Source organism: Achromobacter spanius (genome assembly GCF_039673305.1).
Classification (GTDB): Bacteria; Pseudomonadota; Gammaproteobacteria; order Burkholderiales; family Burkholderiaceae_B; genus Achromobacter; species Achromobacter spanius_F.
This window is the reverse complement of the sequence record NZ_JBDJLJ010000004.1, coordinates 33,708-48,614: the sequence shown is the minus strand read 5'-3', so window position 1 is coordinate 48,614 and position 14,907 is coordinate 33,708. Positions and strand designations below refer to the sequence as shown.

At 69.6% G+C, this 14,907-nt stretch carries 16 protein-coding genes; 1 reads left to right on the top strand and 15 read right to left on the bottom strand.

Annotation, left to right across the window (positions count from 1 at the left end):
• Nucleotides 1–83 precede the first annotated feature (83 nt).
• The gene (locus ABE485_RS05535; RefSeq protein WP_346514052.1) at nt 84–920 is read left to right on the top strand and encodes a PhzF family phenazine biosynthesis protein; all 837 of its coding nucleotides are present in this window, start codon (nt 84–86) and stop codon (nt 918–920) included.
• A 43-nt stretch (nt 921–963) separates the two neighbouring features.
• Here the strand turns inward: ABE485_RS05535 and ABE485_RS05530 are convergent, their stop codons facing one another.
• The 15 genes from ABE485_RS05530 to ABE485_RS05460 form a co-directional block, all read right to left on the bottom strand.
• On the bottom strand, nt 964–1,608 hold the full coding sequence (locus ABE485_RS05530) for a GntR family transcriptional regulator (protein WP_346514051.1): 645 nt from the start codon (nt 1,606–1,608) through the stop codon (nt 964–966).
• 80 nt (nt 1,609–1,688) lie between these two features.
• The gene (locus ABE485_RS05525; protein WP_346514050.1) at nt 1,689–2,501 is read right to left on the bottom strand and encodes an HpcH/HpaI aldolase/citrate lyase family protein; all 813 of its coding nucleotides are present in this window, start codon (nt 2,499–2,501) and stop codon (nt 1,689–1,691) included.
• Nucleotides 2,502–2,508: 7 nt separating this feature from the next.
• Complete coding sequence (locus tag ABE485_RS05520) at nt 2,509–3,090, bottom strand: cysteine hydrolase (protein WP_346514048.1); 582 nt, start codon at nt 3,088–3,090, stop codon at nt 2,509–2,511.
• Between the two features lie 89 nt (nt 3,091–3,179).
• Entirely contained in the window at nt 3,180–4,412 is a 1,233-nt protein-coding gene (locus ABE485_RS05515) for a CaiB/BaiF CoA transferase family protein (RefSeq protein WP_346514046.1), read from the bottom strand.
• Nucleotides 4,409–5,572 (bottom strand): CoA transferase, encoded by a 1,164-nt coding sequence (locus tag ABE485_RS05510; protein ID WP_346514044.1) that lies wholly within the window; start codon nt 5,570–5,572, stop codon nt 4,409–4,411. Before ABE485_RS05510 ends, ABE485_RS05515 begins: the two co-directional genes overlap by 4 nt.
• 35 nt (nt 5,573–5,607) lie before the next feature.
• Entirely contained in the window at nt 5,608–6,810 is a 1,203-nt protein-coding gene (locus ABE485_RS05505; RefSeq protein WP_346514043.1) for an FAS1-like dehydratase domain-containing protein, read from the bottom strand.
• Between the two features lie 103 nt (nt 6,811–6,913).
• Nucleotides 6,914–7,906 carry a Bug family tripartite tricarboxylate transporter substrate binding protein gene (locus ABE485_RS05500; protein WP_346514041.1) on the bottom strand — a complete coding sequence of 331 codons (993 nt, stop codon included), beginning with the start codon at nt 7,904–7,906 and terminating at the stop codon, nt 6,914–6,916.
• Between the two features lie 32 nt (nt 7,907–7,938).
• A complete protein-coding gene (locus ABE485_RS05495) occupies nt 7,939–8,877 on the bottom strand; it encodes an SMP-30/gluconolactonase/LRE family protein (RefSeq protein ID WP_346514039.1) in 939 nt (312 codons plus the stop codon).
• 13 nt (nt 8,878–8,890) lie between these two features.
• Nucleotides 8,891–9,664 carry an ABC transporter ATP-binding protein gene (locus ABE485_RS05490; protein ID WP_346514037.1) on the bottom strand — a complete coding sequence of 258 codons (774 nt, stop codon included), beginning with the start codon at nt 9,662–9,664 and terminating at the stop codon, nt 8,891–8,893.
• Nucleotides 9,657–10,445 (bottom strand): ABC transporter ATP-binding protein, encoded by a 789-nt coding sequence (locus ABE485_RS05485; protein WP_346514036.1) that lies wholly within the window; start codon nt 10,443–10,445, stop codon nt 9,657–9,659. The genes ABE485_RS05490 and ABE485_RS05485 overlap by 8 nt, the downstream gene beginning before the upstream one ends.
• Nucleotides 10,442–11,437: a branched-chain amino acid ABC transporter permease gene (locus tag ABE485_RS05480; protein ID WP_346514034.1), complete on the bottom strand. Its 996-nt coding sequence runs from the start codon at nt 11,435–11,437 to the stop codon at nt 10,442–10,444. Before ABE485_RS05480 ends, ABE485_RS05485 begins: the two co-directional genes overlap by 4 nt.
• Complete coding sequence (locus tag ABE485_RS05475; RefSeq protein ID WP_346514033.1) at nt 11,430–12,308, bottom strand: branched-chain amino acid ABC transporter permease; 879 nt, start codon at nt 12,306–12,308, stop codon at nt 11,430–11,432. The genes ABE485_RS05480 and ABE485_RS05475 overlap by 8 nt, the downstream gene beginning before the upstream one ends.
• Entirely contained in the window at nt 12,301–13,236 is a 936-nt protein-coding gene (locus tag ABE485_RS05470; RefSeq protein ID WP_346514032.1) for an NAD(P)-dependent oxidoreductase, read from the bottom strand. Before ABE485_RS05470 ends, ABE485_RS05475 begins: the two co-directional genes overlap by 8 nt.
• Before the next feature lie 29 nt (nt 13,237–13,265).
• Nucleotides 13,266–14,009: an SDR family NAD(P)-dependent oxidoreductase gene (locus tag ABE485_RS05465; protein ID WP_346514030.1), complete on the bottom strand. Its 744-nt coding sequence runs from the start codon at nt 14,007–14,009 to the stop codon at nt 13,266–13,268.
• Between the two features lie 43 nt (nt 14,010–14,052).
• Nucleotides 14,053–14,892, bottom strand: a complete 840-nt coding sequence (locus ABE485_RS05460) for an acyl-CoA dehydrogenase (RefSeq protein ID WP_346514029.1) — start codon at nt 14,890–14,892, stop codon at nt 14,053–14,055.
• Between the last annotated feature and the right edge of the window lie 15 nt (nt 14,893–14,907).

The window sequence follows — 14,907 nt, the reverse complement described above, 5'->3', positions numbered from 1 at the left end:
GCAGGCCGTGCGGCGAATCAACGCAGTGCCTTATCCTACCTCCCTACACTCACCCTCTACATCAGGACAAGAGAGAACTCCTCATGCACATTCACCGGATCGCGGCATTCACCAACGCGGGTCAGGGCGGAAACCCGGCCGGCGTCGTTCTTGCGGATCAGCTCCCCTCGCCCGAAGAAATGCAACGGGTGGCGGCCCAGGTCGGCTATTCGGAGACCGTCTTCTCTTGTCCCAACGGCGATGGATCATGGCGCACCCGGTATTACTCGCCTGAAGCGGAAGTCGCCTTTTGCGGCCACGCCACCATCGCGCTGGGCGCGGTGCTGGGGCAGACGTTCGGCCCGGCCCGGTATCCGCTGTCCCTGGCGAACGACCAGATCGACGTCTCGGCCGAGAACCAGGATGGCGGGTGGGTAAGCGTGCTTCGTTCGCCGCCGACGTGCAGCGCAGTCGCCAGCCCCGAGCTGTTGGCTGAAGCCCTTGAACTCTTCGGCTACCCGACAGACGACCTTGATCCTACTCTTGCGCCGTGCGTGGCCAACGCGGGACTCAACCACCTGATCATCCCGCTCCGGACACGCGCGGCACTGGCGCGCATGAACTACGACCTGGACCAGGGGCGGCGTTTCATGCAGGCCCATCGCATCGGAACGGTCGCATTCGTGTTCTGCGAGAGCGAAACCCTGTTCCACGCACGCAACGCCTTCGCCATCGGCGGCGTCCTGGAAGATCCCGCGACCGGCGCGGCCGCGGCGGCGTTCGCCGGGATGCTCCGCGATGTGGGCCGCCTGACGCACGGTGAAATCGTCATCATGCAGGGCGTGGACATGGGACAGCCCTGCCGGATCGAAGTGGAATTCTCGGCGGAGCCTGGATCGCCGGTGAATGTGCGCGGCAAGTCGTCCGTCATCGGCGAATAGCGCCCGCTGACCGCCTACCGCAAGCGTCCGCTGGCAGGCGTCCCTACTCCGCCTGCGACTCGCTCAGCGACTTCAGCACCGTCCAGCCGGACTCGATGTGCTTGCGCATGGCCAGCATGGCCGCGGAGGCGTCGCCGGAGGCGAAGGCCTGCAGGATCTCTTCGTGTTCGCGCACGGCGTCTTCGCCGCGGCCCGAGGCCGAGTTGATCAGGTCGAACGGATAGCGCGCCCACAGGATCTGCACGAAATGCAGGGTCTGGGGCAGTTGAGCGATGTCGTAGAGCTGGCGATGGAAGCGGTAGTTGATGCCGCGCGCGGTGGCGCGGTCGCCGCTTTCAAAGGATTTGGCGAAGTCGTCGGCCAGGACGCGCAGTTCAGTGATGTCTTGCGTGGTGATGCGTTCGATCGCGGCGCGAACGAGCTGCGACTCGAGCAGCAGGCGCAGCTGCAGGATTTCGGCCGACGCGCCCGCGTCGAACGGCACGACCCGCGCGCCCCGGTACGAATCCCCGCTGATGTAGCCTTCGGCTTCGAGCAGCTTCAGGGCCTCGCGCACGGGGGTGATGCTCAGGCGCAGCTGTTCGGCGATTTCGGCCTGCTTCAGGCGCGAGCCACGGGGAAAGACGCCCGAGATGATGCGCTCGCGCAGATAGTCGGCAACCTGTTCCTCTTTTGTTCGGTATTCCATCTAGTAAGCCTGAGTGGCCCGGACGAACCGGAAAAACCTGCTTGCAGGCCGCGAAGCCCCTGTGGGCCTGATTCTAACCGCTAAGCCATGGCCGCATCCGGGGATTCCGCGGCGATGCGCCGCGCCTGTTCGACAACCGGCTTGTCGATCATTTTCCCGTCCACGGCGGTGGCTCCGCCTCCGCTGGCCTCGAAGGCGGCCAGCACCCGCCGCGCCCAGTCGCGCTCGGCGTCGGTCGGCAGCCAGGCGGCGTTGACGGGCTCGACCTGCCGCGGATGGATGCACAGCTTGCCGCCGAACCCGAGCTGCCGGGAGCGGACGGCGTCGGCGCGCATCCGGACAGGGTCGGTGAACTCCAGGCTGACGCCGTCGACGGGCGCAGCCAGGCCCGCGTGGCGGGACGCCAGCACGATGCCCGTTCGTACGGAAGTCATCGCGTCGCCCTCGTCCGCGATGCCGCTGTCCATGGCGAAGTCCACGCTGCCGAAGGCAATGCGCTCCAGGCCCGGCTGCCGGGCAAGCGCCTGCAGGTCCATGTAGCCGTTCACGGTTTCCAGCAGCGCGATCACCCGCCGCCCCGGCAAGGCGCGCAAGATCCGGGCGAGCGAGGCGGTGTCCGACTTGGGAAGCATGACGCCCGCCGCGGGGGCTTTGCGCAGCGCCGCCAGGTCTTCCTCGTGCCAGGGGGTGTCGGCGGGGTTGATGCGCACGTAGGCGCGGCGGCCCGCGACCAGCCAGTCCAGCGCGTGGGCGCGGGCCTGTTCCTTGGCGTCGGGCGCGACGGCGTCCTCCAGGTCGACGATGACCTCGTGCGCGCCGCTGGCAAGGGCGCGGTCGTAGCGTTCGGGGCGGTCTCCCGGAACGAACAGCAGGCTGCGGGCAGGTCGGTTCACGGGCGGCTCACTCGAAGACGACGTCGGATGCGTTGGTAATCCGGCAGAAGCGCTGCAGGCCCTTGATCGCGTTATCGTGTTCTTCCGTGGTCAGCCCGCAGCAGCAGTCTTCCAGCACCACCATCTCGTAGTCGCGGTCGTGGCCTTCGCGCACGGTGGCCTGCACCACGGCGTTGGTGGAAATGCCGGAGCAGTAGATCCGCTTGATGCCATGGGCGCGCAGAATGGCCTCCAGGCTGGTGCTGTAGAAAGGGCTGACGCGGTGCTTGACGATGTCGAAATCGCCGGGCTGCTGCCCCAGGTCGGGGTGCACTTCGGTGCCCCATTCGCCCAGCTTGAAGATGCCGTTCTTGCGCGCGCCCGAGAAAATGGGCGAATTGGGCGGGCATTCGCGGTAGTCGGGCGAAAAGCCCACCCGCACGAAGCCGATGTGCAGGCCGGCGGCGCGCGCCTTGTCCACGGCGCGCCGCGTGTTTGCCAGGATGCCGCGGCTGCGCACCTGCTCACCGTAGGCGGCGCGGCCGTTGGGTCCGTCAGCGTGGACCAGGTCGTTTTCCATGTCCAGGACCAGGTAGATGGCGTCTTTCATCGGAACATTCCTTGATTTTTTTGGGGTTGGAGAGACATCTGGGCGATGTCGGGAATGGGGGCTTGCCGGCCGGCGCGCTGCCTGCGCATCTACAGGATCACCTCGCGCGCTTCCAGGTCCGCGCGCTGGGCCGAGTCCAGGCCCAGCAGCTCGCCGAAGACATAATCCTCATCCTGGCCCAGCGCGGGCGTCAAGCGCCGGATTCCGATCTGGTCCGACCCGCTGAACCGGGCCGGCGCGCCCACCGCCAGGCGGGCCGGAATGCCCGGCGCCTCGACGGTGGTCAGGGCGCCGCGCGCCCGCAAATGCGGATCCGACGCAATGTCCTGCATGGTCCACGACACATGCGCGCACACGCCGGCCTGCTGCAGTCGTTCCGCGGTGGATTCGGCGTCGCAGGACGCCAGCCATTGCGTGACCAGGCGGTCCACGTCCGCCCGATGCGCGAGCCGCGCCGCGGCCCCCGCGTACCGGTCGTCGGCGACGTCCTGGCCCAGCACGCGCGCCAGCGCCTGCCACTGCGCGTCGGTCCGGACCGCCAGGGTCAGCCAGCGGTCGGGCTGCGCGGTGGGATAGACGCCGTGCGGCGACATCGCCGGGTCGGCGTTGCCGGGGCGCTCGGGGACGATGCCCAGGCTGGCCAGGACCAGGGCGTCGCCGATCATGGCGGAAGCCACCTCGCGCGCGGCCAGGTCCACGTGCTGCGCCTGGCCCGTGCGCCGCCGCTGGTGCAGCGCGGCCATGGTGGCGAGCGCGGCGTGCGCGCCCGCGGCGTGGTCCATGACATGGCGCATCTCGACGGGCGGGCCGTCGCTGTAGCCGCTCATCCCGCCCAGGCCGCCCCACGCGCCGAACAGCGGCGCATAGCCGGCAAAGTGCGAATCCGGCCCGCTCTGGCCGCAGGACGACAGGGACAGCAGCACCAGGTCCGGCTTGACCTCGCGCAGGTCGTCGAAGCTCAGCCCCAAACGCTTCATGACGCCGGGGCGGAAGCTTTCGGCCGCGACGTCCGACAGGGCGACGATCCGCCTGGCCAGCGCCACCGCCTCGGGCTGCTTCAGGTTCAGGCGCACCGACAGCTTGTTGGCCGACACCTGGTCGAACGTGGCCGCGGACATGCGGCCATAGACGGCATGCGGCTTGCGGAAGGCGTCCGGCCGCGTCAGGCTTTCGATCTTGATGCACTCGGCGCCAAGCTGCGACAGCAGGTGCGTGCAGAACGGGCCGGCCGCGTGGATCGTGAAGTCGGCGATGCGCACGCCGGCAAGCGGCGCCCGGAGCGCGCGGGATGGGGCCGCGCGGGTGTTGTCTGACTTCGTCATGCGGATGCCTCCTGCGCCATCTCGTCCAGGGCCGGGACGCGTCCCTTCCTGGGCAAGGGCGTGCAACGGAATTGAAACGGCGCGACCAGGATGCCGGCCTCCTGGCCGCTGGCCAGCTCGGCCGGCGCGAACAGGCCGCGCGCGCGCTCCTGTTCGCCGTTCACCACTTCGGCCGGCAGCCGGTACTTGGCCGCCGGCACGCCCAGTTCCTGCGCGCGGCGCACGATGTCCTCGACCGGATGCCGCGCCATCCATTCGCGGATGTGGCCATTGATCTCGTCGCCGCGGCGGCTGCGCTCCAGCGGGTCGCGCAGCCCGGGATCGGCCGTCCAGGCGGGGCGGCCCAGCAATTGCACCAGCGAAGCCCACTGCCGGTCTTCCAGCGTGAGCAGTTCGATGAAGCCATCCTGGGCCTCGAACACGCCGCCGTACCGGAAGCGCCGGCTGGTGCGATGCTCCAGCGACCCGTCGCCGAGCCGCTGCAAGGCGAAGGCGCCCACCGACAGCACGGCGTCCTGCACCGAGACGTCGACGTACTGCCCACCGCCCGCGGGCACGGCCCACCACGCCGACAGCGCGCAGAAGGCGGCCATCGCCCCGCCCTGGTAGCCACCGAAGTGGCCGTAGATCTTCAGGGGCGGCCTGTCCGGGAACAGCTCATGCGACAGGCCGTTGGGAAGCAGGAAGCCTTCCCCGCCGGCATGCAGCAGGTTGACCTCTTCGCCATCCCAGTCGGATTTCGGGCCTGCGGCGCCGAACGGCAGGACGCTGACGTGGACCAGGTCCGGAAAACGCCGGCCGATGTCCTGCGGCGCCAGGCCCAGCGCCTCGCGTTCGCGCACCGGCGTGTCGTCGATCAGGATGTCGGCCGCCGCCAGTTCGCGGGCAAGCAGTGCCTGGCCGGACGGCGACGACAGGTCCGCCGCCAGGCTGCGCTTGCCGACGGCCAGGTACGCAAACAGCGCGCTGTCGCCGTCGTCGGTCATGGGCGGCGCCTGCCGCAGCCGCGAACCGCCGGGCGGTTCCAGCATCACGACCTGCGCGCCCAGGGCGGCAAGCATCCGTCCGGCATAGGCGGCCGCCACCGTGTTCGACCGCTCCAGCACGCGGCATCCGGACAACGGCAGCGAGCCGGGTTGTGGCGTTTCGTTGGACTGCATAGGGCTGTCTCGAAAGGTTGCGGCCGCGGGCCGGATCAGCGGGTCACGGGCAGTTCAAGGTCGACGCCCGAACCGTCCAGGAAGGCCGGCAGCCGCACGTCGCGCGACGGCAGCGCCACCGTGGCGATCCCCGGCGTGGTGAGTTCGCCGCGCTGGTTCTCGGCCGCCAGTTCGATGTCCACCAGGCCGGTGTTGTCCTTGACGTACTTGCGCACCACCTTGCCCTTGCAGAACGTCGTGTCGCCCATGATGTTGAAGCGGCGCATTTCCGTGCGCACGCGCTTGATCACGCCGGCGTCGCCCATCCAGTTGGTGACCAGCGAGCACATCCACGACGAGCGCTGCGGACCGTAGTCATAGGTGCCGGGCACGCCGACTTCCTTGGCCACCGATTCGCGGTGATGGCCGATGCCGGTGTATTCCACGCCGCCGCCCGCTTCCGGGTTGCGGAAGAAGTGGCCCGGATGCTTGACGGCTGCCTGCAGCACCACGCCGTGGGTGTGGCCGCGGCCGCAGCCCACCAGGAAGCCCATCGTGTCCATCAGCGACAGCGGACCGCGCGCGATCGTCGGCAGCTCCTCGCCTTCCTGCACTTCCTCCCAGTAGCGCACGTTGGCGCCGCGGATGTTCTTGGGCTCGTCCAGCACCATCTCGTCGATGCGGTCGCGTTCCTGATCGCTGTATTCGTGCTGGACGATTTCCTTGTACTTGCCGGTGTCGCGCGCGGCCTTGCGCTCGTGGCGGGTGCAAGTGCCCAGGGCGCGCGCGACCAGTTCGCCGCGCTGGTTGTAGTAGCTGGCTTCCACGTACTGCAGCACCAGCCGGCCCGAAAACTTGCTTTCCTTTTCTTCGACGCCCACCACGCGCTCGATCGCGGTGATGCGGTCGCCGGGGCGCACGTGGCGGAACAGCTCCCAGTCGTTGCCGGCGTAGAAGCCGTGGACGCCCGGCAGGCCCCAGCGGGTGCGGCCCAGCCAGCCGAACGCCATGGGGAACATGGGATGGCCGAGCAGCGTGCCGTAACGCGTGCCCGCGGCGTAGCCCGGATCGCGGTACAGCGGGTTCAGGTCGCCGATGCCGTTGCACCAGTTGCGCAGGGTGTCCGCGGTGGCGTCCTGCAGATACGGTCCCTCGGGCCGCAGATGCAGGCCGATCATTGCGCGGGCGGCCGCGACGGCCTCGTCCGTGATGCGGCCCTCGGCGGGCGCGTTACCGACATCGGCTTGGGGAAGACTCATGACGTTGCTCACTTTGATGCTCCTCGACTTTCAACATGAATGCAGAATGCATTCTTTAAGAACCGAAAAAAAAGCGCGCGTTGGAGCGCACCTGCCTGATTGCCTATTCGATGCGGATGCCTGCCGCCTTGATGATGTCGCCCCACTTCTGGCGCTCGTCCTTGACGAAGGCATCCAGTTGCGCGGGCGGCATCACCAGGGGTTCGACGCCGATGTCCAGCATCTTGCGGCGCATCTCCGGCTGCTCCAGCACCTGCCGGATGTGCTCGCCGAATTCCTGGACGATCCTGGGCGGCGTGCCGCGCGGGGCGAACAGCGCGTCCCAGGCCACCACGTCGAAGCCCTGCACGCCCTGCTCCGACACGGACTTGACGCCCGGCAGCATGTCGCTGGCCTTGAGCGACGTGATGGCCACCGCGCGCAGCTTGCCGCTGGCCAGGTGCGGCCTGGCGGCGGTGACCGTGTCGATCGCCAGCGGAATCTGTCCGCCCATCGTGTCCGTCAGCGATTGCCCGGACGCCTTGTACTTGACCGCGAACAGCGGCGCCTGCGCGGACTTCACGAATTCCGCGAACACGACCTGCGCGGTGGTGCTGGGCAGGCCCACGTTCAGGGCGTTGGGCTTGGCGCGGGCGCGCTCGATCAGCGCCGGCACGCCGTTGGCGGGCAGGTCCGCGTCCGACGTGCAGATCACCATCGGCAGCAGCCCGATCATGGCCACGCCCGCGAAGTCGGCGGCGGCGTCATAGCCCGGGTTGGAATACAGGAACTCGTTGGCCGCATTCGTGGCGTTGGTGCCGAACAGGAAGGTGTAGCCGTCGGCGGGTGCGCGCGCCGCCGCGGCGGAGCCGATGTTGCCGCCGGCGCCGGCGCGGTTCTCGATGACGATGGGCTGGTTCAGGCGCTTGCCCAGTTCCTGGAACACCAGCCGCGCCAGCACGTCCGCGCCCTGTCCCGCCGCGTACGGCACGATGATGCGGATGGGCTTGTCGGGCCAGCCCTGCGCGGCGGCGGGCCCGGGCAGGACGCAAAGCGCGGCCGCGCCCAGCATGGCGGCCAGGGCCGCGCGCCGGCCGGTAGCGATAACAGCCTTCATCGGGGATTCCTTTGCGTGATGGATCATGACGGTCAGCCGTTGAGCGCCAGGCCGGCGCGAGGCCAGCGCGCGGCGTACAGCTGGCCGCGGCCCGACAGGGTGATGTAGGCGCTGCGGCGGTCCGCGCCGCCGAAGCAGATGTTGGTGCAGTAGCCCTCGGGCGCCTCGTGGAATTCCAGCAGCTCGCCGCCCGGCGAGAACACGCTGATGCCGCCGCGCACCAGCGTCGCCACGCAGATGTTGCCGCCCTCTTCGAGCGCCAGGGAATCGAAGCGCTGAAAGCCCGGCAGCCCATGCACCAGCCGCCCGCCGTTGGGCGACGGCCAGGGCTCCGAGCCCAGTTGCCCGGGTTCGCCGCCCGCGTCCAGGACCGGGTACGACCACAGCCGGCTGGTCTCGGTCTCGGTCACGTACAGCACGCTGCCGTCCGGCGACAGGCCCACGCCGTTCGGCGTCAGCACTGGGTGCGCGGCGCGGCGGATGAAGCTGCCGTCGGTGCGGGCGTAGTACACGGCGCCGCGCAGGATGCGGTCTTCGAAGGTCTTGCCGAAGTCGGTGAACCAGAAGCCCCCGTGCGCATCGAAGACGATGTCGTTGGGGCCGTGCAGGGGCACGCCGTCGCACTGGGTGTAAAGGGTCTGCACGGCGCCGGTCGCCAGGTCCACCCGCTGGATGCTGCCGCCCGCATAGCCGGCCGCCGGGCCGGTCGGCCGGGTGAAGCCGTCATCGGTGCGCCAGCTGAAGCCGCCGTTGTTGCACACGTAGACGTGCCCGTCGGGGCCCAGCGCCGCGCCGTTCGGGCCGCCGCCCAGGTCCGCGACCTGGCGCAGCTCGCCATCGGGCAGCACCCGCGTAAGGCGCCCCGCGGCGATCTCCACCACCAGCACGCTGCCGTCCGGCATCGCGACGGGGCCTTCGGGGAATTCGAGTCCCGTGGCCAGGACCTCGCCTTGCAGCTTCAGATGTTCCATCCCTGTTCCTTTGCTATGCGTGAGAGGCCGCGGATTCGTGGCGCTGGGCCTGCCCGCGCGCCCCCAGGTAGGCGTCGATGGCGCGCTGCCGCCCTTCCCGGCTGCGCAGCGCCTCTGCATCGAGTTCGCCGACGATATGGCCGTGCCGCAGCACCCAGGCCCGCGCCGCCAGCTTCGCCGCGACGTGAAAGCTCTGCTCGACCAGCAGCGCGGCCAGCTTCTGTTCGCGCTGGATCGCCCCCAGCCGTTCGTACACGCGCGCCACCAGCAGCGGCGCCAGGCCCAGCGACGGCTCGTCCAGCAGCAGCAGGCGCGGACCGGACATCAGGCCCCGGCCGATCGCCAGCATCTGCTGTTCGCCGCCGCTGAGCAGGCCCGCCGGCGCGTTGCGCCGCCCCGCGATCTCCGGAAAGAATTCCATCACCATCTGTTCGCGCCGGGCGCGCGTGCGCGCGTCGACGAAGTACGAGCCCAGGACCAGGTTCTCGCCCACCGTCAGGTCCGTGACGATGGCGCGGCCCTCCGGCACGTAGACGATGCCCCGCCGGAACCGCGCCGCCGCCGACAGGCCCGAGATGTCCTGGCCGTCCAGCAGGATGCGGCCCTGGGCGGGTTCCAGTCCGGCAATGGCGCGCAGCGTGCTCGACTTGCCCGCGCCGTTGGCGCCCAGCAGCGCGGCGACCGACGCGGCGTCCACCGACAGGCCGATGCCGTGCACCACCGGGCCGGCGCCATAGCGCACCGTCAGCCCCTCGACCTGCAGCAGGCTCGCCGCGGCTTCACTCATCGTCGTCTCCCAGGTAGACCCGCACCACATCGGGATTGCCGCGGATCTGTTCCGGCGCGCCCGACGCCAGCAGCCGGCCGACGTTCAGCACGTGGATGGTGTCGCACACCTCCATGATCAGATCCATGTCGTGTTCCACGACCACCAGCACCAGCCCCGGTGCGCGCAGCCGCGTCAGGGCGGCGGACAGGTCGCCGGTTTCGACCGAATTCAGGCCGGCGGCGGGCTCGTCCAGCAGCAGCACGCGCGGATTGCCGGCGATGGCGCGGGCAATCTCCGCCAGCCGCAGCACGCCCGGGGGAAGCTGCGCCGGATATTCATCCGCCACCGCCAGCACCCCAAGCCGCTCCAGCGCCGCCAGCGCGCGTTCGCGATTGCGGCTGCGTTCGGCCCGGCCGCGCGGCAGCGGCAGGAAGGCATCCAGCCATCCCGCCGAGGATTGACGGTCCAGGCCGACCATCACGTTCTCGGCAACGGTCAGCTCAGGGCACAGGGCCACATGCTGGAAGCTGCGCGAGAACCCCAGCGCGGCCCGGCGCGTGGGCGGGACGCCCTCCAGGCGCAGGTCGCCCAGCCGGATGCTGCCCTGCTGCGGGGAATAAAGGCCCGTCAGGCAGTTGAAGAAGCTGGTCTTGCCCGCGCCGTTCGGACCGATCAGCCCGGTGATCTCGCCGGCCTTCAGGTGCAGCGCGATGTGCTGCAGGACCTGGATGCCGCCGAAAGACAGCGACAGATCCTGCACGACCAGCGGATGCGGTTCCAGGATGGCTTGCGCGTTCATGGATTGCCTCCGTGCAGCCGGGCGCGCACCTTGGCCGGCAGCGCGTTGAAGCCCAGCACCACGACCAGCAGCGCGGACCCGTACAGGATCGGCACCCAGTCGCCCGCGCCAGCCAGCAGCAGCGGCATCAGCGTGAGGAACAGGCCGCCCAGCAGGCTGCCCAGGATCGACATCGAATACAGGCTGACCACCGAACCGACCAGCAGGAAGATGGAGGTCCACAGCGTGAAGCTGTTGGGCGACACCGTGGACGAACTGAACGACAGCATGGCGCCGGCGATGGCGGCGATGGCGCCGCTCAGGGCCATGCAGGACAGCCGCGCCCAGCTGCGGCGCACGCCGAAGGACTCGGCCGCATGCGGGGACGTGCGGATCAGCAGCAGCGCCATCGCCTGGCGCGAATGGCGGAAGTGGCGCAGCAGCAGCGCCACCGCGACCAGGCCGGCCAGCGGCAGGTAGTAGCGCTGGGTTTCCTTGGCCAGCCCGGGCAGCGCGTCCAGCTTCACGTACAGGCCTTCGTAGCCGCCCGAGACCGACGAATAATGCAGCAGCACTTCGGGCAGGGCCAGGGCCAGCGCCATCGTGGCGACGGCCAGGTAAATGCCCGACAGGTAGCGCGACGGAAAGGCAAAGGCCAGGCCCAGGAAGGCCCCGGCCAGCGCCGCGGCCGGCAGGCTGGCCAGCAGCGACACGCCCAGGTACTTTTCCATCAGGGCGACCGTATAGGCGCCCGCGGCGACGAACACGCCGTGGCCGATGGAGACCTCGCCGCCGTAGCGCACCAGGAAGCTGACCGACATGATGGCGATGGCGTTGGCAAAGCACAGCCCCAGCGTATAGGTCCAGTAGCCGCCGGCGACCAGCGGCAAAAGCGCCAGCGCCAGCACGCCCGCCACGCCCGCCCCGGCGGTCCAGCGCCGCGGCGGCGCGGCCTGGCCTGCCGCCTTCGAATCCGCCGCCAGGCGGCCGGTTGACATGATCACGCTAGACACGGGCGCCTCCACGGATAGCCAGCACGCCCTTCGGGAAGACGTTGAGCACCAGCAGGATGGTGAGCAGCAGGTAGGTGTTGTTGAACTCGGCGGAAACGTAGAACGACAGCAGGTTCATGATGACGCCGATCAGGATGCCGCCCACCACGGCCCCCGGCAGGCTGTTGAAGCCGCCCACGACGGCCGCGGCGAACGCCTGCAGCATGAATGCGGCCACGCTGGTGGACGACAGGAAGGTGGTGGGCACGATCAGCAGCGACGCGACCAGGCCGAGGACGCCCGCCGTGATCCAGGAAAACAGATGCACGCGCCGCAGGTTCAGCCCGCACACGCGGCTGGCGTAGGGATTGGCCGACACGGCGCGGAACGCGATGCCGATGCGCGTGCGCTCGATCAGCAGGTACAGCAGCCCGATCGCCAGCGCGGTCGCGCCCAGCACGGCCAGGTCATAGGACGTGATGCGGATGGGGCCGAACTGGTCGCGCCACGCCGGCAAGGGCAGGTCCAGGGAGACCACGTTGGAACCGAACAGGAGCTGCGTCGCGCCCTGCGCGATCAGGCCGACGCCCAGCGTCGCGATGGTGCTGGTCAGGTCCGACTTGAACACCAGCGGCGCAATCAGGAAATAGCTGACCGCCATCACCGCCACCATGATCGCCAGCGTCAGCAGCACGGCCGCGCCCCAGGCCATGTTGGCGAAGATCCCGGCCGTGAAGCCGAACACCAGGAATGCCGCCAGGCCCGCCAGGTTGCCGTGCGCGAAGTTGACGACATTCGAGCTCTTGTAGATCAGCACGATGCCGATCGCGCCCATGGCGTACAGGCAGCCGCTGACGACGCCCGCCCAGATGAGGCCGATGAGGTCATCCATGGACCGGCCCCTTCTGCCCGGGCGCCGCGGCCGGCCCGTCGCCGCGGTCGATGATTTCGATCACGGACGGGAAGTAGCGCCCCGACCAGCCGCCGCTGGCGGTGGCGGCGTAGTAGCGCTGCGCCAGCTCCACGACGTGCGCGTCCAGGCCCGTCTGCGAGGCCAGTTCCAGCACATAGCCCAGGTCTTTCAGCGCATATTCCGGCGGGAAGGATTTTTCCGGAAAATCGCGCGGCAGCATGGCCTTGCGGCCGTGGTTGCGCAGCACGAAGCTGTCGCCGGACCCCTTGGACACGGCGTCCAGCAGCACCGCCGGCTGCACGCCGGCGCGCTCGCCCAGCACCATCATCTCGGCCAGCGCCACGGTGTTCTCGAAGACCAGCGCATTGTTGATGAGCTTGACCACCTGGCCGCAGCCGACCTCGCCGCAACGGGTGACGTCCGATCCGATGTAGCGCAGCAGGGGTTCGATGCGCGCATACAGCGCCGGGTCCGCGCCCACCATGATGCTCAGTTCTCCGCGCTGCGCGGCTTCGCGGGTGCGGGCCACCGGGGCGTCCGCGAACGCGATGCCGCGCTCGGCAAGCTGCTGCGCCGTGGCGCGGGCCGACGCCACGGTGGTCGTGCTCAGGTCCACGATGACGGCGGGCCGGCGCGCGCCGCCAGCCAGTCCGTCCTGGCCCAGGCAGACCTGCTCGACCTGCGGCCCGCCCGGCAGGGACAGGAACACGACGTCGGCGCGCTGCGCCACCTCGGCCACGGACGCGGCGCGGCGCGCGCCGGTGCCCTCCAGCAAGGCGTGGGCGTCCGCGTTCATGTCGAAGGCGATGACCTCGCCGGCGTGCTTGACGGCCATGTTGCGGCACATCGGGCCGCCCATCACGCCCAGGCCGATAAAGCCGATCACGGGTACGGTATCTGCTGTCATGCGGTGGCTCCCTTTAGTGTTAACAGGCCCTAGTCCATCCACATGCCGCCGCTGATGTCCAGCGACGTGCCCGTGATCCAGTTCGAGGCCGGCGAGCACAGGAACAGCGCGGCCTGCGCGATATCGTCGGCATTGCCGTAGCGGCCCAGCGGCACGGTGCCGTTGGCCGAGGGCGCGCCGCCGCTGGTGACGCTGGCCCACATGGCGGTTTCAACGGGGCCGGGGGCCAGGGTGTTGGCGTACACGCCGTGGGGCGCGCCGGCCTTGGCGATCCAGCGCATCATCCCGTGCACGGCGGCCTTGGAGGCAACGTAGGCCGGACCCGACGCCACGCCGCCGTTCTTGGCCGCGATGGATCCCGCGGCCAGGATCTTGCCGAAGCCCTGCTTGCACATCAGCGGAAAAAGCTTGCGCGCCGGGTTCACCACGCCACGCACGTTGACCGACATCACCGCGTCCCATTCGTCGTCCGTGCTGTCGCCCAGCGGCGTGCGGGCGATGATGCCCGCGCACAGCACCAGGATGTCCACCTTGCCGTACTCGGCCAGGACCCCGTCGATGACCCGGTCGGTCTCGGCGCGGGAGGTCACGTCATAGCGGCGGTAATCGATGCCGCCCCCGAGGTCCTGCGCTTCCACGCGGTCCGTGGCGATGACGCGCGCGCCGGCCTGCCGGAACGCCTTGGCGATCGCCTGCCCCATGGCGCCGGCGCCGCCCGTGATCAATGCAACCTGGCCTTCAAGACTTGCGGGGCCGCTCAAATGCTGTGCCATCTTTACTTGTCTCCTGATCGTGTTTTTTGGTTGGGCGGCGTCGTCAGCGCAACACCGCCGTGGCGGACATCGCCAGCTCGCCGTCCGGGCCGCGCGCCCACAGCGCCAGCGATCCGTCTTCCCTGGCGTGGCCTTCGATGCGGAAGGCGCGCGAAACGAACAAGGGGCTGACGCCGCGGAACTCGAAACTGGCCAGCCCCCGGCCCTCGCCGTGCTCCAGCGCAAGCTGCTGCAGCAGGGTGGCGGTGAGCGGGCCATGCACGACCAGGTCGGGATAGCCCTCTTCGTCGCGGGCGTAGGCCTGGTCGTAATGGATGCGGTGGCCGTTGAACGTCAGCGCCGAATAGCGGAACAGCAGGGTCGTATCCGGCCGCACTTCCTGGCTCCAGCGGGCCTGCCCGTCGTAGGGTTCCGGCGCAGCCGCGGGTGCGCCGGCAGGCGGGGCCTCGCGGTAGACGATGTCCTGTTCCTCGACGATGCAGTCTGCGCCGTCGCACTGCGTGGTGTGCTCCACCGTCACGAACCACAGCGAGCCGCGCTTGCCGACCTTGTTTTCCACTTTCACGATGCGGCTGCGCCGCGTGGCCTCCGACTGGACCGGCACATCGGCCAGGTAGCGGATGCGGCTGCCCGCCCACATGCGCCGCGGCAGCTCGATGGGCGGCAGGAAACCGCCGCGGCGGGGATGGCCGTCCTGGCCCAGCCCGCTGCGGCGCGCGGCCGGATTGAAGAACAGCCACTGCCAGCCGGGCGGCAGCGGGTCGCCCGCGCCGGGCGCGCGCTCCAGGTCCAGCGTCGCCGCCATGGCCCGGACCACCGCCGCGTCGATGCGCTGCGTATGCGCCTCTTCACGGCCGACCCATTCATCGTATGCATTGCTCACGCGGGCACTCCTCTG